Origin of the sequence: Bacteroides sp. MSK.20.82 (assembly GCF_019052485.1) — a bacterium.
GTDB classification, from domain to species: domain Bacteria; phylum Bacteroidota; class Bacteroidia; order Bacteroidales; family Bacteroidaceae; genus Bacteroides; species Bacteroides thetaiotaomicron.
The window spans coordinates 1-19,826 of record NZ_JAHQUN010000011.1 but is presented as its reverse complement, the minus strand read 5'-3'; the positions used below and the strand labels follow the sequence as shown (position 1 = coordinate 19,826).

The window sequence follows — 19,826 nt, the reverse complement described above, 5'->3', positions numbered from 1 at the left end:
CACTTTATCAAAGTGAAACAATTCGATAATGACGAGCATAAGTATCTGTCATCCTGAGCTTGTCGAAGGATCTCCTCTTTTGTAGTCACAAAGAAGAGATTCTTCCTCCTTACAGTCGTCTGAATGACAGACAGATGCGTCTCTAAATGGCAGCTACGGTTAATACCTAATACTTATTACCTAATACTTATTTATACTTTCTCTTTAATCAACCCGATGCGATAAGCCACAAGCAACTTCTTCAAATCCTGAATCTGCGTCACAAGTTCCTTCCCTTTATCGGTGTCTTTCACCATCATCCGTTGCGAATTGAACTCCAGTACAAAGTTGGTTGACTTGATATCCAATCCTTCTTCAATAGCTTTCTGCCTAGACTGGAACGGCTCATGCTGCACCAACTGCATCCCGTGAGAATGGTAGACAAGCGTATAGCCCGCAATTCCCGTCTCCGGCTGATAGGCTTTGGAGAATCCTCCGTCAATAACGAACAGTTTGCCATTTGCCTTCATCGGCTGTTCACCTTGAATTGTCTTTACAGGCACATGACCATTGATGATATGAGAATGAGGTCCCAATGCCCCAAACTCATCTAATATCTGATCGCAGATATCTTCACGATTGCGAAGCGTGTAGTAATATCCCTTCTTTTCCTTTTGTATCTCCTTGTCTTCCAGAAAATAGCGTTCGAAAGTCGCCATCTTATCCTTATCAAACAGAGGAGCTTCCGGACCACACCACATATACCAGATATAGTCCATCGCAAATTCTTTATCATCCTCTCCTTCTTCATCAAAGTATGCAGTACGAATCAGCTGATCGGCCTTATCGAGCAACTTGCGTCCCCAATACTCCTTGCCACGTATCTTGACATGCTTGAAACTGCCATCCTCATTCAAAGGTACCGAAGCATGATAAAGAAGATTGGAATTGGAAACCAAATACATTCCGCCATACGTAAACAGGCAACGCATGTGCTTCTTCAACTTCTCGCTATTCATAAACGAATAGTGAATCTTTTCCACAAGTTCCCGTTCTTCGTCGGTCAGTCGATAAGGATCGGCAGGATCTACGGTCGGGAAGTTTGTGTCACGCAGGGCATATTCTTTGCCTTCGTACACAAAGACTCCACGCTCAAAATCGATCTTCTCCAACAGCTTCCGGTTACTCATCCCGAACTCCGGACGACGGTCTATTATTTCAGCTTCCAGCTTAAACTGGATGATCGTAATCGCCTTGTGCATCTGGGTGATCAGACGCAAAGTCTTCTCATTGTAATTGGTGTCGGCAAAATTCATCTTCGGCATAAAGATGGTACACGGATCATCGGCATAAGTATCCATGGCAAAAGTTGCCAGAGGAAGCAGATTGATTCCATAACCGTCTTCAAGAGTACCCAGATTGCCGTAGCGCATGGACATACGGATCACGTTGGCTATGCAACTGTCATTGCCGGAAGCGGCTCCCATCCACAGGATATCGTGGTTGCCCCATTGAATGTCGAAGTTGTGGTAATTGCACAAAGTATCCATGATGATGTGCGCTCCGGGACCACGGTCGTATATATCACCCACAATATGAAGAGAATCAATAGTCAGACGCTGAATCAGATTACACATGGCTATAATAAAGTCATCCGCCCGCTTGGTAGAGATTATGGTGCTGATGATGACATTGATATATGCGTGCTTATTCGGCTCGACAGACGTTTCGTGCAGTAATTCCTGAATGATGTAAGAGAACTCTGCGGGCAAGGATTTTCGAACTTTGGAACGGGTATATTTGGAAGATACATTCTGACAAACCTTCACCAACTGGTTCAGAGTGATCAGATACCAGTCGTCCAGATCCTTCTCGCGGGCTTTTACCAGCTGAATTTTCTCTTCCGGATAATAGATCAACGTGCAGAGTTCTTTCTTCTCCGCTTCGCGCAGGGTATTGCCGAAAATCTCGTTCACTTTGCGTTTTACCGCACCCGAAGCATTCTTTAACACATGTTGGAAGGCTTCGTATTCACCGTGTATGTCTGTCAAGAAATGCTCCGTTCCTTTAGGCAGATTCAGGATAGCCTCCAGATTAATAATTTCCGTACTTGCATCGGCAATAGTAGGAAAACTCCGGGAAAGCAACTGCAAGTAGCGGAGATCGCCAACTATGCTTTCAGGAGTTATATTACTTTGAGCAGTCATTATATGTACTATTTTACTATTTACAATATGCTATTTATCGACTTATCGTTTATCGCTATAAATATAACGATTTATCATCTACTTATTACAAATTCCAGCCTTTAATGTTCATCGTCAGCCCAATAAAAACATCAACAGCACCTGCGCAATGATCACACGCAGAAACATACACAACGGATATACTGTAGCATAAGCGACGGAAGGATTGTCACCCGGTATCGTATCGTTGGCATAATTCAGCGCCATCGGATTCGCCATACTGCCGCACAACATACCGGATACACTGCCGAAGTCTATCTTCATAATCTTGAAAGCGACAAAGCCGACCAGGACCGTCGGGATAATTGTCAGACCGGCTCCCAAAGCTATCCAAAGCAATCCTTCCGGACGGAAGACAGTATCGAAGAAATGAGCACCGGCATCCAGACCAAGACAGGCTAGATACATGGAAAGCCCCAACGCGCGCAGCATCAGATTGGCGCTGCGGGTAGTGTAAGTGATCATGTGTATCCGTGGGCCGAAAGTTCCCAGCAGGATACCCACGATAATCGGTCCGCCTGCCAGCCCCAGCTTCACGGGAGTACTGATTCCCGGTATGGAGAACGGGATCGCTCCCAATGCCAATCCCAATACGATGCCTATAAATATGACAACAAGATTAGGTTCTTTCAGACTTTTCACTGCATTTCCCAATACTTTTTCTACATTCTGAATGGCTGCTGCTTCACCTACTACTGTCAGGCGGTCGCCCAGCTGGAGAATCAGTTCCGGAGTGGCAAGTAGTTGCACACCCGAACGGTACACACGGCTGATATTGATTCCATAATGGTTTCTTAGTCTCAATGAGCCAAGTTTCTTTCCATTCAGTTCGGGGCGGGTTACGACGATACGCTGCGAGATCAATTCGCTGTCAATTGCATTCCAGTCTATATCTTCCTTGTTCCAGTCCGTATTTTCTTCCTGTTCACCGAAAAGTACTGTCAGAGCCAGGACATTCTTTTCCGCTGTGATCACCAACAGGCGGTCGCCTTCCTTCAATACCTTGTCGGAGGTAGGAATACTGACATGACCGTCACGCCACAAACGGGAAATCACAAATTTCGGATAACTCATCTGAGCTATATCCTTGATACTTTTATTAAAAATAGCGGGGTTATGTACTTGAAACGCTGCGATAAAGGTTTTGTTGGCATCATCCTTTTCTTTAATCTCCAAGTCTTCTTTATGAACCAAGAATTTACGAATCAGCAGTACGGCAAGAATCACACCGATCACTCCCATCGGATAGGCTACCGCACACCCCAAAGCCGGAGTACTGCTCTCTATGCCCATCTGTTTAAGTGTCTGCTGCGCAGCTCCCAAGGCAGGAGTATTAGTCGTGGCTCCGCAAAGGATACCCACCATATCAGGAAGAGACACACCTGTCGCATAACTGGCAACAACAGTCAGCAAAGTACCCAACAGAACTACGGCCAACGCCAACATATTCAGCGTCACCCCTCCTTTCCGGAAAGAACTGAAGAAACCGGGCCCTACCTGAAGCCCCAGTGAATATACGAAAATAACCAGTCCGAAACTTTCTGCATAATTCAGCATCTGTGGATCAACCGAAAGCCCGAAGTGTCCGGCAAGGATACCTGCAAAAAAAACAAAAGTGACTCCCAGAGATACTCCCCAGAAATGCACTCTTCCCAGCCCCAGCCCAATCGCAGAAATCAGTGAAAGCACCACAACTGCCTGTAAGGCAGAATGTTCGAGAAACAGATTATATAACCACTCCATGAATTAAACATACTAATAGGGCGCAAAGATAAAAACTATTTAGTCCCATTCAAAACTTTTAAGCTTTCATTTCGCGCCCTATCTCTTCTCTAAATTCTTAATATCCTGAAATCTTATATGTTATCCTTTAAATTATCTGTTTGTTATCCGCAATCTTTTTACCTGTCACCTCCACCTATCGCTTTTTACCTTTTCAACCTATTCCATGTGGTATCTTTCTACCTGTCGTTATCCGAAATCTCTCTACCTGTCATCTTTTGTGTAATCATCATTTTCTTTTCATTTGCCGGCACTTTCCATCTGCCGGCTATTATCTCACCTACCTGTATATTCTACGAAATTATTCCGACCATCCAGATAACCGCTCAATCGATTTCCTCCGATGTATACATCATCCAGGTAAGATACATCATTGCGACCGTAATCCATGCGAATGGAAGTCTGTGCATAATTCTCCCAGTTCCAACGGAAATAATATTCGAATGTCTCCACATGTCCATTAGGATATTCTACCCGAATAAAATCAACGCCTGTCCGATCCAAATAAAAGTCGAGTTCCTGACGGCAACGGTTACCGTCCACATCCCGATAAAAACTCACCCATGTACGGCTACATAAATCAGAAGAACGATTATAGTAACCACCACCGATATTATCATCATCATAAAAACTATCGATTTCTACTTCACAAGAAGTCAGACTCAACGTTAACACAGCCATTAAAGCCAGTCCTAAGTATCTAAATGCGTTCGTTTTCATATTCCTTTATTTTTAATGGTTCCTTTATTAATCCTATCATTTATCTTTCGATATTACAAAAGTAGGGAATGAATTCTCCTTATGAAATTGAAAATTCCTACTTGTTTAGGGGAATTCACCTAATGGAAGAGGTAAATTCCCCCAACGTACTGGATACCTTACAGATTCCTAAATAGCTAAGAAGACACGCTTCCGCCCTCCAGAACCTTAATAAACATTGAATCAAACATTCAATTATTTAATCAATGTTATAAATCAAGCCATTTAGCCCGATTTATTTGCAGATATCACAAAACTCCGTATATTTGCAATGTGTTTTTCATAGTATTAGATTTAAGGTTAACAAAAAGATTGGCTGTCTGGGATAGATAGCCTTTTTTTATGCTCTTTTTTTTAATAAACTTCTCAAGAAGCCATGAAGACAAACGTAAAATGGCAAATACTGATGTGAAAAATCTGATGACACCACAGGCTTCTATAATAATTAATAAGGTAATCGTTTTCTCCCATGAATAGTGAGAAAAAATATTCTCAAAAAAAATAATCCGTTTAACATTTGAAACATAGCAAGTTATCTCTTTCATCAAAAAACAAGTAAAAAAAATCTTGCTAAAAGATTTGCGTAGTCCAAAAGTTCCCCCTATATTTGCACCGCATTTGAGAGAGAATGCGGGTTCAAGGAAGTTTGGGTGAGTGGCTGAAACCACCAGTTTGCTAAACTGACGTACGGGTAACCGTACCGGGGGTTCGAATCCCCCAGCTTCCGCAAGATTCTCTAAATAAAAAGAGCTAAGTTTTATAGACTTGGCTCTTTTTAAATCTATCAAAAGCCGGTGGGTTCGTCTAACGGTTAGGACACATGCCTCTCACGCATGTAATACGAGTTCGATTCTCGTACCCACTACTCTATTTTAGTTAGCCTCTTACATTGAAGTAAGAGGCTTTTTTTATTATGTTCATATCTCAAGAAATGGAATATAACGTAAAAGAATTGAAAAAGGTATTGATTGAACAATGCAAAGAAGAAGGTATTTATTACGCATTGATAGCAATCAACAAACAGACGAAAGAGATCGTTTTGCCACAAAGCCTTGATAACGCTTTAAATAATCCGGATTACTGCGTCTTTAAATGCAGGAAAGTGAAGGATGAATATAAAGTAGAAGAGGTAAAATAAGCATAATTAAAAAAAGAAGGATATGCTTATTGATATTGTATTAAGATGTTAAAAGATTTAATAATTATTTGAGCATTCAAAGTTTTTTCTGTAAAAGAATGTTATATCCATGTAAAACGATTGTGTTTCACATGGATACCCGCCAACAAATGAAGAAAAACGCTGCTTACTTACATTTCTTCACTCTGCTCGTACAATTCAAAGTAAGACTCTTTATCAATCCGCAGTCGGACTCTGTTTTCCCGCTTCTGACCGGCCAGGTTGATAAATAAATTGAAGTATAATTGACTAAAAGAGAGGTCGGAACGATCATAAGTGATATCGAATGTACATGTTCTTCGGAATGAATCGAAAGTTCCCAGCTTCATACCTCCCTTACACATAAAGACTTCGGGGAAATTCGCAGGCGGATAAGGCTGAAACAAGCTGGCCAGCTGCGCATACACATAATCGATCATCCATTCATCACCGGATACAAGCAATTCTCCTTTCAGACGAAGTTTGACTGCATATTTAGCCGTGACGTCCTGAGAAGTATAAATGGGGACCTGACTCTCTGATGGATAATTACCATCCTTATAGCCAAGGCTCATGGTCAGTTTTGATTTACCCACGCCGTTGAAATCCGCCACATTCAGATCTTTCTGTTGATTTTTCAAGTCAATCATAAATGTCAGTTTACCCAAAGTCGGGTCATTCGGATATTGAGCTATCGTATCCAGCACATAATCTTCTTCATTAAAACTCCGCGCTACCAATACATCCCCCTCTCCGACTTCCAACGCCGGACCTCCTCTTTCAATATCCACATCGCCTACAGGGTAATATATTGCATCATTATCTCTGACACAACCTGTCAGACAAAGCAGTAAAGCTGCTATTCCTATTATCTTATTCATTATCATATTACATCCTTATTTTGGAGACAAAGATACATCTTTTTTGAATCAACTTGATTTATATCAACCGTTTTTAGTACTTTTGCACATAACAAGACTATAATGACATGGATACACTACTAAGAGAAACTGTAAATGCCGTCGTAAATTCCCGCTTTCCCGAAATGAGTATAGAGGGACGCCGACAGATAGAAAGCATCCTGATACGTGAGGAATATCCTAAAGGAGTGATCGCACTTAATGAAGGAGAAGTAGCCCATGAATTAGTTTTTGTCGGGAAAGGGATGCTCCGGCAATATTATTATAAAAACGGGAAAGACGTTACCGAACACTTCTCATACGAAGGCTGTATCCTGATGTGTATCGAAAGCCTGCTGAAACAAGTCCCTACCCGATTGATCATAGAGACACTGGAGCCTGCTGTCATCTATCTGTTCCCTTATGACAAAATGATGCAGCTGACAAAGCAAAACTGGGAAATCAATATGTTCTATCGGAAGATACTGGAATATTCTCTGATTGTATCGCAAACCAAAGCCGATTCCTGGCGTTTCGAATCCGCCCGCGAGCGTTATAATCTATTGCTCGAAACTCATCCGGAAATCATCAAACGGGCACCTTTGGCACACATCGCTTCATACCTGCTGATGACACCGGAAACATTGAGCCGAGTACGTTCAGGTGTTCTGTAGTTTTGTAATTTTGGGGAGCTATCTGCTTTTCCGGTATTCTTTGGGAGACATACCGGTATAATGCTTAAAGTACTTACCGAAGAACGACTGGTTGGCAAAGTTTAAACGGTCGGCTATCTCCTGTATGTTCATGCTCGAAGAATTCAAGAGTGCCTTCGCTTCCAAGATCACTAATTCGTCAATCCACTCCCCTACCGTCTTCCCGCTGACTTCCTTGACAACTCCGGACAGATGTTTCGGCGTCAGACACAACTGATCCGCATAAAACTTCACGCTGCGTTCCGACTGATAAGACTGAACCAAAGATTCATAGAAGCGCTCAAATATATATTCTTTACGACTTTTACTTTTGACAACGGCAGAAGCATCCGGAGCATAACTGTTGAAAATATTGCAAAGCTCAAAGAAGAAGCCCTGCATCAATCCCATTACTACCTCCCTACGGTACCTATCGTCTTTATTTTTCAATCTCTTTCTGATGAAAGCATGATACTCCTTAATCATCTCCTGCTCGTGCAGATTGAGATCAAAACAAGGGTAATCTTTCAGAAAGAAAAAGAATGAAAGCACATTACCAACTTTGGGCAATGATTCCAACAGACTTTTTGATACAGCAAAGAAAATCCCTCTGAAATTGGAACTGAACTGACGATGTTCGATTATCTGATTGGGCAACGCAATAACCATTCTGCCCGGAATCAGTTCAAACTCACGCAGACTGATATTAAAACGAGTAGAGCCTTCCAGACAAAGTCCGATGCTCACCACTTCCAGTTTACTGGGGCCATTATAAAGGGAAATAACGCTCTCCATGTCGAAGAGCGCTATATCATTGCCGACCACATCAATACTACCCGGATCTATATGTTTAGAATGAACTACCGAAGAAATACCTATCTTAGGAACAACTTGCATATCCATACACTCTCTCTTTTGGTTGCGACAAAGATACCAGTAATAATGAGATGTTCAACCTAAGGCGAGAGATTATCTGTCAAAAAGAACACTTTTGCCTACTTATTGACTATCTCCGAATAAAAACTTATAATCACGTTCAGCAGCCGGAACAGTCCACTTTTCAGGAACGAATTTCCATTGGTTCAATGCCTTCGGGGCCATAGTACCTTTCTTTTCTATATAATTCATCAGATAGAAACGAAGATCCTTATCCGTAGAGAAGATGATACGCTCTTTCAATTTCTCCTGCGGGATGCCTGATCCTTTCGTCAGCAGTTCTCCACCTCCATTCCCCCGGTAAGAGTTCAAAGCCACCTTATAAATCTTATCCATGAGGAAAGGACTGCCGTCTGCCATGCTGATAATCGTAATCTTCTCCCCTTGCGGCTTGGTGACGTCTACGGTATAAATAATTCCCGATGCTGAATCAAAATTGAAGCTGAAATTTTGGAAAGAAGCTCTGTCCTCCGCACCTTCGCGACGTTTCTCCTTAAACCAGAGCAGATGATCGTCCGGAGACTTCATCCGGTTGGTCCACATGAAATAAGACATTTCCAGATAGTCCTTGATTTCTTTTCCGGATAAAGTCATCATATATAGCATATTCTCATACTTATACAGATTGAACATATCGCTGACAAACACATCACCTTTATTTATTTTCGCATCAAATGAAAGCGGTGCTGCAAAGGATATCTCCGCACCGGTGATATCAAGCTGCAAGGTATGGATCAAGTCGATAAAAGCAGACGGTCCGAAGAAAGAAGGACAGGTTGAGATACTCTCGGTGAATGTACCGATCTTTTTAGAGACAAAGTTACGGACAGTGTCATATTGAGGAGCAAAATGCTTCATAAAGTCCTCGCTGATTCCATAATCTTTCGTTTCGGTCAATACTCCTTTTATATCTTTGCTGCGCACCTTCCCATCTTTCAGTTTCAAGGTCACATCGATGTTGGACAGAACAATTCCGTTGCTTGCCGGATCAATGACCAGTACTGAATCACCTGCCACATTCATCACTTTCTTACATTCGCGCGCATGATCGTGTCCCATCAGTACAATGTCAAATCCGGGGACATTCTTCGCCACACTCAGAGAAGCGTTTTCATTATACTTGCCGGACATTTTGAAAGCCTCCTGCCCCGCATGGAACAAGCCGATCATCAAGTCCGGATTCTCTTTTTCACGGATGATCTTCATCCATTTGCGTGCAGTCTCCTCCATGTCGTCGAAACGCAGTCCCTTCCACAGGTTCTCCGAGAGCCATGCAGGGATAGCAGGGGTGATCATTCCAAGGATTACGATTTTCACTCCGTCACGTTCCATGACCTTATAAGGAGGAAGATGAGGTTCTCCGGTCGATATATCGATGATATTAGCTCCTAATACGAGAAAGTCACAGGTATTTATCCAGCGGTCGAACACGGCTCGGCCTGTCTCCACATCATGATTACCCATATTTCCGGCATCATATTTCATGTAGTTCATCATTTCCGCGCATAGGTGGGGTGATACTGTATCTATATAATTATAGTAATAGGCAGTCGGTTGCCCCTGCAATATATCGCCGTTGTCGAGTAAAATAAGATTCTCCTTATATTGTTCGCGTTCTTTCTCCACAAAAGCGTATATTCGTGCCAGACTGCCCTGCCAATCCTTACGGGTAATAAAATTATAAGGATAATAATTACCATGTACATCACTTGTCTGTACAATTTTCAGCTTCACTACTTTTTCCTGTGCCGCAATTGAGAGCACGAGGCAAAGAAGCCATACGTAAACACATGCAAATCGTTTCATTCTTTTTCTATTTTAAGCGGATGTGAGAACATGAACCGTGCACCTCCCGTATATTCGGAGTCGATCCATATATCCCCTTTCCATTTATGCACAATCAATTTACAGATAGATAATCCCAAACCTGTTCCCTGGGCATATTCGTTCAGCTTCTCGAAGCGCTCAAATACCAGTTTCTGTTTCTCTTTCGGGATGCCGCACCCTGTATCCGTCACAGAGAATACAGCCATCTCCGTCTCTTCATTCACCGAAAATTCCAGTGTTATCTGCCCTTTCCTGGTGAACTTATCCGCATTAGACATCAGATTGATAATCACCTGCTGCATACGCTGTATGTCTGTCGTCATCCGAAACGACTCATAATCGCTGACAAACAGGAACTGATTGCCGGACTGCCGTGAAACGCTGACAGATGCCACCACCTGCCTGCATAGCTGCACCACGTCACACTCTTCCCAAGTCAACGTGACCCTGTTCGCTTCCAGGCGTGAGAGATCAAGAATATCATTGATCAGGCGAAGCAACAAATCCGAATTTGTCTTGATAATCTGATAATAGGTCTGCTGTTCTTCTTCCGTATTGCCACCCACAGCGAGCACATCCGAGAAACCTACAATGGAGTTTAAAGGCGTACGTATCTCATGGCTCATATTGGCGAGGAAAGCACTTTTCAGACGGTTCGATTCTTCTGCACGGTCCTTAGCCACCCGCAGGTCTTTTTCCGACTTCAGCAGATCGTCCTTCAGACGTTCGGTGCGGAAATAGTAGAAGAGCGAGATGCACAAACCCAGCACAAGGATGAGAAACAGTGCACACGCCGACCAAATCTGATAAGTATATTGCTGATAGAATGATACAGTCTGATTAATAATCTCCACATCAAAAGGAAGGATATCCGGGTCCAGTCCCCACTCCTTCACCTTCCGGCTGTCCAGTACGGCCTTGCTGCCAATCACGGAAAGGTGCTGCTGTTCATCCGCCGGATATTGATCAATCTGTACAGATGCCAATGCCATGTCCTTTCCCAGTTTCCGGTAATCGGGCAGCACTCCGCCGATCGCCCAATACCCCAGACTCACCGATGAGGGAGTAAAAGTCGGAATGGTCGGAGTAACCTCCATCATGGCATAAGTAGCATTCCGCATGAAATAACCTTCGTTCATATCCACACGCCACGTGCCTACCATGATCACCGTATTCTCCGGTAAATGACGCAATTCTTCTACAATCGTATAGATAGTATGCCGCCGGCCGTCCATCAAGATCAGGTCGATTTCGGGAAACTTCTTCATTTCCTTCCGCACCAGTGCCTGCATGGTGACGCCGCCGTAAGTATTGTCCGAAATAAAAGCGATGTGTTCCGTCTTCGGATAAAACACCTTGATCATCCGGACGTTATCTTCTATATTGTACTGATTGATAAATCCCGACTTCAATTCCGGTATATTCATGTGGTCGGTAAAGAGATCGACCGATTCCGGCATCCATGTGTCCAGTCCGGCAACCGTATCCTCGGGCAGTATGACGATGTTACTGCTGACGAGACTACACATCACCGGCACCTTCACCTGTATCGAATCCCGTTGCGACAGATACGCCGCCCATGCTTCCTGTCCCAACAGAATAATCTGCGCCGGATGCTTCTCCCCTTGATATTTAGAAAGAATCTGCGTCATCATACCGCTCCAAAGCGGGGCTTCGGAGAAACTTTTGCAGTTCATGTTTTCAATGATAATATCGCGTTTCCCTCCCAATTTGCTATATTCTTCCATATAGTCGGAGATAGTGACCGAAGTTTGATGAGCGGCGGGATTGTAGGAGCAGATAATCAGGATGGGTTTCTGATCGTTAGAGACAGCAAATAACGCTGTGGCCCGGAAAAGCCATAGTAAACAGATAAACAGGCATCCTATATATCTCATCATACTTGTAAGTTTTGAAGTGTTACTATCTCATTTTAGCTTGCAAATATACTAAAACTTGTCGGCTATAACAGATTTATGTGTATTTTTGTCGCTCATTCATTCACAAAAAAATTGTTTATGGAACTATTTCATCAAATGATTTCCGGATTACTGGGAATTCCGGAAAGACAAATCAGCAGTACCCTCCACTTGTTGGGCGAAGGTGCCACCATCCCTTTCATCAGCCGTTACCGTAAGGAAGCTACCGGCGGACTGAACGAAGTACAGATAGAGAACATCAAGGAGCAACATGACAAGTTGTGCGACATAGCCAGACGGAAGGAAACCATCCTCAGTACCATCAACGAGCAAGGCAAACTCACTCCGGAGCTCGAAAAGCGCATCAACGCCACCTGGAATCCTACGGAACTGGAGGACATCTACCTCCCCTACAAACCCAAACGGAAGACCCGTGCCGAAGCGGCCCGTCAGAAGGGACTGGAACCACTGGCCATGATCATGATGCTGCAAAGGGAGCCTAACCTCACCGCCAAAGCCGCCACCTTCGTCAAAGGCGACGTAAAGGATACGGAAGACGCACTGAAAGGTGCCCGTGACATCATCGCGGAGCAAGTGAATGAGGACGAGCGTGCCCGCAACGCCATACGTAACCAGTTCACCCGTCAGGCGGAAATCACCGCCAAGGTAGTGAAAGGAAAAGAGGAAGAGGCCGCCAAGTACCGGGATTATTTCGACTTCTCCGAATCGCTGAAACGCTGCACTTCCCATCGCCTGCTCGCCATCCGCCGGGCAGAATCCGAAGGGTTGCTGAAAGTATCCATCAGTCCGGATGACGAAGCCTGTCTGGAACGCCTCGACCGCCAGTTCGTACATGGCAATAATGAATGCAGCCATCAGGTAAAGGAAGCCACTGCCGACGCCTACAAACGTCTGCTCAAACCTTCCATCGAAACAGAATTTGCCGCCCAGTCCAAAGAAAAAGCCGACGACGAAGCCATCCGCGTATTTACGGAGAATCTCCGCCAGCTGCTTCTCTCTCCTCCTCTCGGACAGAAACGGGTGCTCGCCATCGACCCCGGATTCCGTACCGGCTGCAAAGTCGTCTGCCTCGATGCGCAAGGCAACTTGCTGCACAATGAGAATATCTACCCGCATCCTCCGGTCAATAAAACCGGTGAAGCGGCCTCCAAACTCCGCAAGATGATAGAAGCCTATGAAATTGAAGCCATCTCCATCGGCAACGGAACAGCCAGCCGCGAAACGGAAGACTTTATCAATCATCAGACCTTCGACCGGCAGATTCCTGTATTCGTGGTCAGCGAGCAGGGCGCTTCCATTTATTCGGCATCCAAGATCGCCCGTGACGAGTTTCCCGATTATGACGTAACGGTACGTGGAGCAGTCTCCATCGGTCGCCGACTGATGGACCCTCTGGCGGAACTGGTAAAGATCGACCCCAAATCTATCGGTGTGGGACAATACCAGCACGATGTAGACCAGACGAAACTGAAGAAAGCCCTTGACCAGACAGTGGAAAACTGCGTGAACCTGGTAGGCGTGAATCTGAATACCGCCAGCAGTCATCTGCTGACATACATATCCGGTCTGGGGCCGCAACTGGCACAAAACATTGTCAACTTCCGTGCCGAGAACGGAGCTTTCTGTTCACGCAAGGAGCTGATGAAAGTCCCCCGCATGGGTGCCAAAGCCTTCGAACAGTGTGCCGGCTTCCTCCGCATTCCCGGAGCAAAGAACCCGTTGGACAACACAGCCGTGCATCCGGAAAGCTACCACATCGTAGAGCAAATGGCAAAGGACTTGAAATGTAGCGTAGACGAACTGATCGCGAATAAGGAACTCCGCCAAAAAATCAAGATATCGGACTACATCACACCGACTGTGGGCCTGCCTACCCTGCAAGACATCATGCAGGAACTCGACAAGCCGGGTCGCGACCCGCGTAAAGCGATCAAGGTATTTGAATTCGACAAGAACGTGCGCACCATCGCAGACTTGCGCGAAGGCATGATTCTGCCGGGCATCGTAGGCAATATTACCAATTTCGGAGCTTTCGTCGATATAGGCATCAAGGAGAACGGGCTTGTACACCTCTCCCAACTGGCCGAACGATACATCTCCGATCCTACAGAAATCGTGTCCATCCACCAGCATGTCATGGTCAGAGTGATGAACGTGGATACCGACCGGAAACGGATTCAGCTTAGCATGATCGGGGTACAGCAAGACTGATCGCCTCACGTTTTTCTCCCCACCAAACAATTAAAATCGTAAAGATAATCATCAGTACTGTACAAATGAGCGAGCCTTCAAACCCGAAGGCTCCGCCATTCAGTACGTTCTCTTCGGGCAGATGCAGCGTCAGCAGGGATGTCCCAAAGTCATTTCCACTTACCTGATAGCCCAGTATCGGGCCCTGAATCCAGTTCCAGAAAAGATGAAGGGAAATAGGGAAACAAAGATTGCGCGTATATAAATAGGAAGCGCCGATAAACATACCTGCAAGTAACAGATTCAGCATAGGCAGGAAGGCAAGGTTCGGATTGAAGAGGTGCAGCAATGCGAACAGCAGTGCGGAGACAAAAAGAGACAGGAATTTATTCATCCGGGTATGCAGCAGACGGCCGAGTATATAGCCACGCATCATGATTTCTTCGGCCAGAGCCACCAGCAGGCAGAACACAAAGGTAGCAAGCAGATTCAGAGGATCGAACTGAAAACCGGTTACTTCCACCTCACCCAAAGCCAAAGACAGTCCGAAGCCGATCAAGTAGAGAAGGATGGCTGCCAGCAGTCCGTACCACAATCCCCGTGCATGACCTTTCAGTGTCAGTCCCAGGTCAGAGAAAGGGCGACGCTCAAAATAGAGCAGAATCACTGCCGAAGTCAGCACAGCCAGCAGCATGCCGGCTTCCGCCACCATATGCCCCAACAATCCGGGGTGCCTTGCCTCATCACCAAGAATCAGAGATAAAACTCCGAAGCCTATCGTACTATACAATCCAAAGGTGACGAAAAGCCCCAGTGCAAACAACAGGATGCACGCCCATACGGGAAGTCTCTTCGGTTCTTTCTTTTCTCTGATTTCTTCTGTCTCCATTTTTACTTTTTGTTAATCACGCTACAAAATTAGATATAAAACATAAAAAAACATCGTGTCTTACCTATTTTTCCTATATTTGTCTGAACAAATCTGTATAATTATGAAAATAAGACAACTACTGATAAGTTTTTTATTGGCTGCCAGCACATTGGGAGCAACCGCACAAGTAAGCAAAACGTATTATGTCAGCAAGCCCGGCACACTGATCTCGATGATGACGGAAGAAGAAGCTAACAGCATCACTCACCTGACACTGACAGGAAAACTGAACGCAGAAGACTTCAGACATCTCCGCGACGAGTTTCCCAGCCTGAAAGTGCTCGATATCTCCAACGCCGAAATTAAGATGTACAGCGGAAAAGCCGGCACGTATCCTAACGGAAAGTTCTACATCTATATGGCCAATTTCATCCCTGCCTACGCTTTCTCGAATGTGGTGAACGGAGTAACCAAAGGTAAACAGACGCTGGAGAAAGTGATCCTTTCCGAAAAGATAAAGAATATCGAAGATGCAGCCTTCAAAGGATGTGACAACCTGAAAATCTGTCAGATACGCAAGAAGACAGCTCCTAATCTGCTGCCGGAAGCGCTGGCGGACAGTGTGACCGCCATCTTCATCCCGCTGGGCAGCAGTGATGCCTACCGTTTTAAGAACAGATGGGAGCACTTTGCATTTATAGAAGGTGAACCGCTGGAAACAACCATACAGGTAGGCGCAATGGGCAAACTGGAAGACGAGATTATGAAAGCTGGTCTGCAACCCAGGGACATCAACTTCCTGACCATCGAAGGGAAACTGGATAACGCCGACTTCAAACTAATCCGCGACTATATGCCGAATCTCGTATCTCTGGATATTTCTAAAACAAATGCGACGACTATCCCCGACTTCACTTTCGCACAAAAGAAGTATCTCCTGAAGATCAAACTGCCACATAACCTCAAGACCATCGGTCAACGGGTATTCAGCAACTGCGGACGGCTTGCCGGAACACTTGAGCTGCCTGCCAGCGTGACGGCTATCGAGTTCGGAGCGTTCATGGGATGCGATAATCTGCGCTATGTGCTTGCTACAGGTGATAAGATTACAACGCTGGGCGATGAACTCTTCGGAAACGGGGTGCCGAGCAAGTTGATTTATAAGAAATAAAAGATGGTCCTTTACAGGATATGATATTTGCTGCCAGAATAGCCTATATCACTAAATGCCCTGAGATAAAATAACTATCATGAGTTAATTATCTCAGGGCATAATAATAAATACGGTATCAGATGGATTTATTCTTCCTGTTTTATGGATATCGGAGGATAAATATAATACTCCTCTTCCGAATCACTAATAATTATATCAAAAGGATCTTTCTTTTTTATCTCAATAATATCACGAGGATAAACAATACTATCAATCATTGACTTATCTTCAAACTCATCAAGTCTACGTTGATAATCCGCTTGTATCGGGACATACACAAAACGGCATTCCTTTAAATAATTATAAAGTTGTCTGACCCAGTCTTTTCCTACACTACTCCAATGATGTAAGAAAGGTCTAAATACAGGATGATCCTCGGAATCTTCCACACCTTCAATTGTTGCCCAATATGCAATAGTATCTTTTCTATTATTAGGAATCAAAGAACCATAATAGGTAAATAATGCAATAGTATCGGATTTGTTTATCATTAAAAAACGACCTATTTCTCCATAGTCTGAACTATCCCAAGCAGGGCGATAATAATGTTTGGTATTAGAACCAAACAAAACCGGTTTATGGGTATGGTTATACATCAAAAACTCAAAAGTCAGACTCACAGGAACAGTGTCCCCTATAATTCCTCCTTGAGGACTTGGATGGATATTACTTCTCGATACATTTAACAATTCAAGTTCCATTGAAAGTTCTTTTACTTGAGCATGTGAACTCATTATAAATAATATAATACTAAACACACATAATATTCTTTTATTTACCACGTTTGCTGTAATAAAGATTATACCTTTCTTTAATTTCATCTTGTTGATATTTAGGTAATTTTTTAAAAGTGGGATGATTCAATTGAGCATTATAGCATTTCCAGTGAGTACTTGTTTTACTCCAGTTCATTATTCCATGCCCATAATACTCATGAACACCTAAATAATTCTGAATACTCTCCACTGTATATAAATCATGTTGATTATAGCCAGATTCTACTGTCACCCGAATTTTCCCTTTTACATATGTCGTAGAATATTTAGGCTTCTCTTTATGTCCATATGGGTCATTATAACCTTTTCCCATATATTCATTAAGACCTACTCTGACCACATCATCCACAATTGACACTTCACCTTTATAAAGCCCAGACATATCAAGCTTAGCATCTGTACTTTTCTTCAATACATCTGTATATATATGAGCCTGAGAAGCAAGTTCTATAACGCTTGTTTTCAACGGAACAGTATTCTTATCTCCCTGTATCTTCTTTGAGTCAGCAACTCCCTTATTTGAGTATTTATCAAAAGTAGCTTTGTTAGTAATGTAAATCGCACCGGTAAATCCTTTCTCGTCTACGCCCAGGAAAGTACCATCTTCTGTATAGTAAGGAGAAGTAAAAGTACCTGTCGGGTCTACAAACTTTATCGGATTTCCCAAACAATAACTATAAGGCGACCAGCTATAATACTTCTCCGCCATCGGATCAATACTTGTAAAGCGTCCGGAGACAACTTCCATCTGTCGGGCATCATAATCATACCAGTTCAAACCATTATTCATATCCAATTCCTTATTATTATATTTATAAGGTTGTTTATCTCCGTGAGTACTCTCTGTAAACGACATGCCGAAAGGATAATAATGATTTATTTGAATTACCGTCCCGTCCGACTTAGCCACCACACGATTATTGCCCAAATGGTCCTGCAAATAGAATATGCCCTGAGATAAAACAACTATCATGAGTTAATTATCCCAAGGCATAATAAAATAGACAAACTACCAAACTTCTAGCCAATATATGACATAATTTTTAAAAATAGTAACGCCTTTCGTATAGCCATGTAACCACTCTTTAGGAAGACCTACACCGGATCTAGAAAGATTATCATCTTCTAAAAAGCGCCCTTGCTTAGCATCAAGAACATAACTAGTTGCATCTTTATAAAAATCAGGTGAAAAATCTATGCCCCAACGTTTAAAATGGGGGATAGGTAGTATGTGAGCAGCATTACAATTATGTAGTGAATCAGAAAACACAACTGTAAAATTATTATAATCATACGGTATAGTCATTAAACAAGAATCAGTTAAATGATAAACAGCTTTGGCTTTTGCTACTAATTCTGTTTTTAATGATTGCGTTTCATTATCATCCAAAGACAATCCTAAATGAATGTAATTCAGATATTTTCCTCGTGGGAATTGAAAATGTGTTATTACATCTGCTCGTTTATCTATCTTATTCGGAAATCCTAAAACAAGGTCGGGAGGATACAAGCCTATTATTTCTTGATAATATCGTATCTGCCTTTTATCAGGATGTACCTGAGATGAGCAAGCTCCCAAAAGAAAGCCTAAAACTAAAATTATTACCTTCATAATTTATTTCATATAATTCAATACTCTTCCCATTCCTCTAGTGGCTTTTGAATAGTCATCCCTATTTCTATAAACATTAACTGCCCGATAGTCTTGTTTACCTGTTGTAATAGTGCTCATTATTCCAAAAAGCGTTCCAATAGCATTATAAATTTTATCTTCCGTTTTCGTTTTTTTATATGTAACATAATTCCTTTCAACATAATTCGTTTTCTTTCCTCCTGTTAACAGAATATCGAGCTTGCCTGTCTTTTTTAACGACTCTGTAAACAAAGGTTCGGTTTTAACTCCCACGACTTTATCCTTGTCAGAAGTAAAAACACCATATCTTTCATTCACAATTTCTATTTTCCCCGTTGTGATTGATACGCTCTTTTTACCGGTAGTGTAAGGTTGCTCCCTTGAATCTTCAGATGTTATATACTGTATCGGATTAATGGCATAACCATGGGCTTGAGCTAAGCTTACTGACTCTTCATAATCATATGATTTTTCTGTTATATCTTTCATATCCCCCAGCATATTGTTTGCTCCAACTCGGGTATATAGATTATCGTTAAAAGTTATCTGCTTCTGATTCATTCCTTTGTTATAATATAATTGACCAGTAGCTTCATACAAATACCAATCACGACCATCCAAATCTATATTTTTGATAGGATTATTATTGCAATAAGCATAAGGAGTTACTCCATGGTATTTCTCACTTGATGGATCTATCACATGCCATCTTCCCAAAGCCGGATCGTACATCCTTGCCCCATAATCATACCAGTTCAAACCATTATTCATATCCAACTCCTTATTATTATATTTATAAGGTTGTTTATCTCCGTGAGTACTCTCTGTAAACGACATGCCGAAAGGATAATAATGATTTGTTTGAATTACCGTCCCGTCCGACTTAGCCACCACACGATTATTGCCCAAATGGTCCTGCAAATAGAA

At 43.1% G+C, this 19,826-nt stretch carries 17 protein-coding genes and 2 tRNA genes; 6 read left to right on the top strand and 13 right to left on the bottom strand.

Annotated elements, in window-relative coordinates:
• Positions 1-191: 191 nt before the first annotated feature.
• The 4 genes from KTR07_RS12090 to KTR07_RS12075 form a co-directional block, all read right to left on the bottom strand.
• Complete coding sequence (locus KTR07_RS12090) at positions 192-2,186, bottom strand: fructose-1,6-bisphosphatase (RefSeq protein WP_008763412.1); 1,995 nt, start codon at positions 2,184-2,186, stop codon at positions 192-194.
• Positions 2,187-2,300: 114 nt separating this feature from the next.
• Positions 2,301-3,968: a putative transporter gene (locus tag KTR07_RS12085; RefSeq protein ID WP_008763411.1), complete on the bottom strand. Its 1,668-nt coding sequence runs from the start codon at positions 3,966-3,968 to the stop codon at positions 2,301-2,303.
• A 315-nt stretch (positions 3,969-4,283) separates the two neighbouring features.
• Positions 4,284-4,727: a hypothetical protein gene (locus tag KTR07_RS12080; RefSeq protein WP_008763410.1), complete on the bottom strand. Its 444-nt coding sequence runs from the start codon at positions 4,725-4,727 to the stop codon at positions 4,284-4,286.
• A gap of 287 nt (positions 4,728-5,014) precedes the next feature.
• A complete protein-coding gene (locus KTR07_RS12075) occupies positions 5,015-5,311 on the bottom strand; it encodes a hypothetical protein (RefSeq protein WP_199350799.1) in 297 nt (98 codons plus the stop codon).
• Between the two features lie 95 nt (positions 5,312-5,406).
• Here KTR07_RS12075 and KTR07_RS12070 point away from each other — a divergent pair.
• The 3 genes from KTR07_RS12070 (at position 5,407) to KTR07_RS12060 (ending at position 5,904) form a co-directional block, all read left to right on the top strand.
• Positions 5,407-5,493: transfer RNA gene (locus KTR07_RS12070), tRNA-Ser, on the top strand.
• Positions 5,494-5,559: 66 nt separating this feature from the next.
• Positions 5,560-5,631: transfer RNA gene (locus KTR07_RS12065), tRNA-Glu, on the top strand.
• Between the two features lie 66 nt (positions 5,632-5,697).
• Entirely contained in the window at positions 5,698-5,904 is a 207-nt protein-coding gene (locus KTR07_RS12060; RefSeq protein ID WP_008763408.1) for a hypothetical protein, read from the top strand.
• Between the two features lie 170 nt (positions 5,905-6,074).
• Here KTR07_RS12060 and KTR07_RS12055 read toward each other — a convergent pair whose 3' ends face one another.
• The gene (locus KTR07_RS12055) at positions 6,075-6,809 is read right to left on the bottom strand and encodes a DUF3845 domain-containing protein (RefSeq protein WP_008763407.1); all 735 of its coding nucleotides are present in this window, start codon (positions 6,807-6,809) and stop codon (positions 6,075-6,077) included.
• A gap of 101 nt (positions 6,810-6,910) precedes the next feature.
• On the opposite strand from KTR07_RS12055, the gene KTR07_RS12050 reads away from it, so the two are divergent.
• Positions 6,911-7,495 carry a Crp/Fnr family transcriptional regulator gene (locus KTR07_RS12050; RefSeq protein WP_016267785.1) on the top strand — a complete coding sequence of 195 codons (585 nt, stop codon included), beginning with the start codon at positions 6,911-6,913 and terminating at the stop codon, positions 7,493-7,495.
• A gap of 18 nt (positions 7,496-7,513) precedes the next feature.
• Here the strand turns inward: KTR07_RS12050 and KTR07_RS12045 are convergent, their stop codons facing one another.
• From KTR07_RS12045 to KTR07_RS12035, 3 genes are all read right to left on the bottom strand, one after another.
• Positions 7,514-8,416 carry an AraC family transcriptional regulator gene (locus tag KTR07_RS12045; RefSeq protein ID WP_217315415.1) on the bottom strand — a complete coding sequence of 301 codons (903 nt, stop codon included), beginning with the start codon at positions 8,414-8,416 and terminating at the stop codon, positions 7,514-7,516.
• Positions 8,417-8,512: 96 nt separating this feature from the next.
• Positions 8,513-10,255 (bottom strand): bifunctional metallophosphatase/5'-nucleotidase, encoded by a 1,743-nt coding sequence (locus tag KTR07_RS12040; protein WP_048695455.1) that lies wholly within the window; start codon positions 10,253-10,255, stop codon positions 8,513-8,515.
• Positions 10,252-12,177, bottom strand: coding sequence for a HAMP domain-containing sensor histidine kinase (locus KTR07_RS12035; RefSeq protein ID WP_048695453.1), 1,926 nt, complete (start codon positions 12,175-12,177; stop codon positions 10,252-10,254). Before KTR07_RS12035 ends, KTR07_RS12040 begins: the two co-directional genes overlap by 4 nt.
• Before the next feature lie 117 nt (positions 12,178-12,294).
• Here KTR07_RS12035 and KTR07_RS12030 point away from each other — a divergent pair, with 117 nt between their 5' ends.
• Positions 12,295-14,427, top strand: coding sequence for a Tex family protein (locus KTR07_RS12030; RefSeq protein ID WP_048695459.1), 2,133 nt, complete (start codon positions 12,295-12,297; stop codon positions 14,425-14,427).
• On the opposite strand, the gene KTR07_RS12025 is transcribed toward KTR07_RS12030, so the two are convergent.
• The gene (locus KTR07_RS12025) at positions 14,399-15,295 is read right to left on the bottom strand and encodes a CPBP family intramembrane glutamic endopeptidase (protein WP_008765998.1); all 897 of its coding nucleotides are present in this window, start codon (positions 15,293-15,295) and stop codon (positions 14,399-14,401) included. The two genes, KTR07_RS12030 and KTR07_RS12025, sit on opposite strands and share 29 nt — an antisense overlap.
• A gap of 103 nt (positions 15,296-15,398) precedes the next feature.
• On the opposite strand from KTR07_RS12025, the gene KTR07_RS12020 reads away from it, so the two are divergent.
• Positions 15,399-16,448, top strand: a complete 1,050-nt coding sequence (locus KTR07_RS12020) for a leucine-rich repeat domain-containing protein (RefSeq protein WP_048695450.1) — start codon at positions 15,399-15,401, stop codon at positions 16,446-16,448.
• A 128-nt stretch (positions 16,449-16,576) separates the two neighbouring features.
• On the opposite strand, the gene KTR07_RS12015 is transcribed toward KTR07_RS12020, so the two are convergent.
• The 4 genes from KTR07_RS12015 to KTR07_RS12000 all read right to left on the bottom strand — a co-directional run.
• Positions 16,577-17,311, bottom strand: a complete 735-nt coding sequence (locus tag KTR07_RS12015) for a hypothetical protein (protein ID WP_048695446.1) — start codon at positions 17,309-17,311, stop codon at positions 16,577-16,579.
• On the bottom strand, positions 17,262-18,239 hold the full coding sequence (locus KTR07_RS12010) for an RHS repeat domain-containing protein (protein WP_117981614.1): 978 nt from the start codon (positions 18,237-18,239) through the stop codon (positions 17,262-17,264). Before KTR07_RS12010 ends, KTR07_RS12015 begins: the two co-directional genes overlap by 50 nt.
• Before the next feature lie 36 nt (positions 18,240-18,275).
• On the bottom strand, positions 18,276-18,878 hold the full coding sequence (locus tag KTR07_RS12005; protein WP_048696631.1) for a hypothetical protein: 603 nt from the start codon (positions 18,876-18,878) through the stop codon (positions 18,276-18,278).
• A gap of 3 nt (positions 18,879-18,881) precedes the next feature.
• A partial coding sequence (locus KTR07_RS12000) for an RHS repeat-associated core domain-containing protein (protein WP_129655081.1) occupies positions 18,882-19,826 on the bottom strand: 945 nt, incomplete at its 5' end.

Excerpts from the sequence above, each read along its gene's own strand:
- KTR07_RS12090 (WP_008763412.1), bottom strand. The coding sequence starts at position 2,186 with ATGACTGCTCAAAGTAATATAACTCCTGAAAGCATAGTTGGCGATCTC.
- KTR07_RS12085 (WP_008763411.1), bottom strand. The coding sequence starts at position 3,968 with ATGGAGTGGTTATATAATCTGTTTCTCGAACATTCTGCCTTACAGGCA.
- KTR07_RS12080 (WP_008763410.1), bottom strand. The coding sequence starts at position 4,727 with ATGAAAACGAACGCATTTAGATACTTAGGACTGGCTTTAATGGCTGTG.
- KTR07_RS12075 (WP_199350799.1), bottom strand. The coding sequence starts at position 5,311 with ATGAAAGAGATAACTTGCTATGTTTCAAATGTTAAACGGATTATTTTT.
- KTR07_RS12060 (WP_008763408.1), top strand. The coding sequence starts at position 5,698 with ATGGAATATAACGTAAAAGAATTGAAAAAGGTATTGATTGAACAATGC.
- KTR07_RS12055 (WP_008763407.1), bottom strand. The coding sequence starts at position 6,809 with ATGATAATGAATAAGATAATAGGAATAGCAGCTTTACTGCTTTGTCTG.
- KTR07_RS12050 (WP_016267785.1), top strand. The coding sequence starts at position 6,911 with ATGGATACACTACTAAGAGAAACTGTAAATGCCGTCGTAAATTCCCGC.
- KTR07_RS12045 (WP_217315415.1), bottom strand. The coding sequence starts at position 8,416 with ATGGATATGCAAGTTGTTCCTAAGATAGGTATTTCTTCGGTAGTTCAT.
- KTR07_RS12040 (WP_048695455.1), bottom strand. The coding sequence starts at position 10,255 with ATGAAACGATTTGCATGTGTTTACGTATGGCTTCTTTGCCTCGTGCTC.
- KTR07_RS12035 (WP_048695453.1), bottom strand. The coding sequence starts at position 12,177 with ATGATGAGATATATAGGATGCCTGTTTATCTGTTTACTATGGCTTTTC.
- KTR07_RS12030 (WP_048695459.1), top strand. The coding sequence starts at position 12,295 with ATGGAACTATTTCATCAAATGATTTCCGGATTACTGGGAATTCCGGAA.
- KTR07_RS12025 (WP_008765998.1), bottom strand. The coding sequence starts at position 15,295 with ATGGAGACAGAAGAAATCAGAGAAAAGAAAGAACCGAAGAGACTTCCC.
- KTR07_RS12020 (WP_048695450.1), top strand. The coding sequence starts at position 15,399 with ATGAAAATAAGACAACTACTGATAAGTTTTTTATTGGCTGCCAGCACA.
- KTR07_RS12015 (WP_048695446.1), bottom strand. The coding sequence starts at position 17,311 with ATGAAATTAAAGAAAGGTATAATCTTTATTACAGCAAACGTGGTAAAT.
- KTR07_RS12010 (WP_117981614.1), bottom strand. The coding sequence starts at position 18,239 with ATGATAGTTGTTTTATCTCAGGGCATATTCTATTTGCAGGACCATTTG.
- KTR07_RS12005 (WP_048696631.1), bottom strand. The coding sequence starts at position 18,878 with ATGAAGGTAATAATTTTAGTTTTAGGCTTTCTTTTGGGAGCTTGCTCA.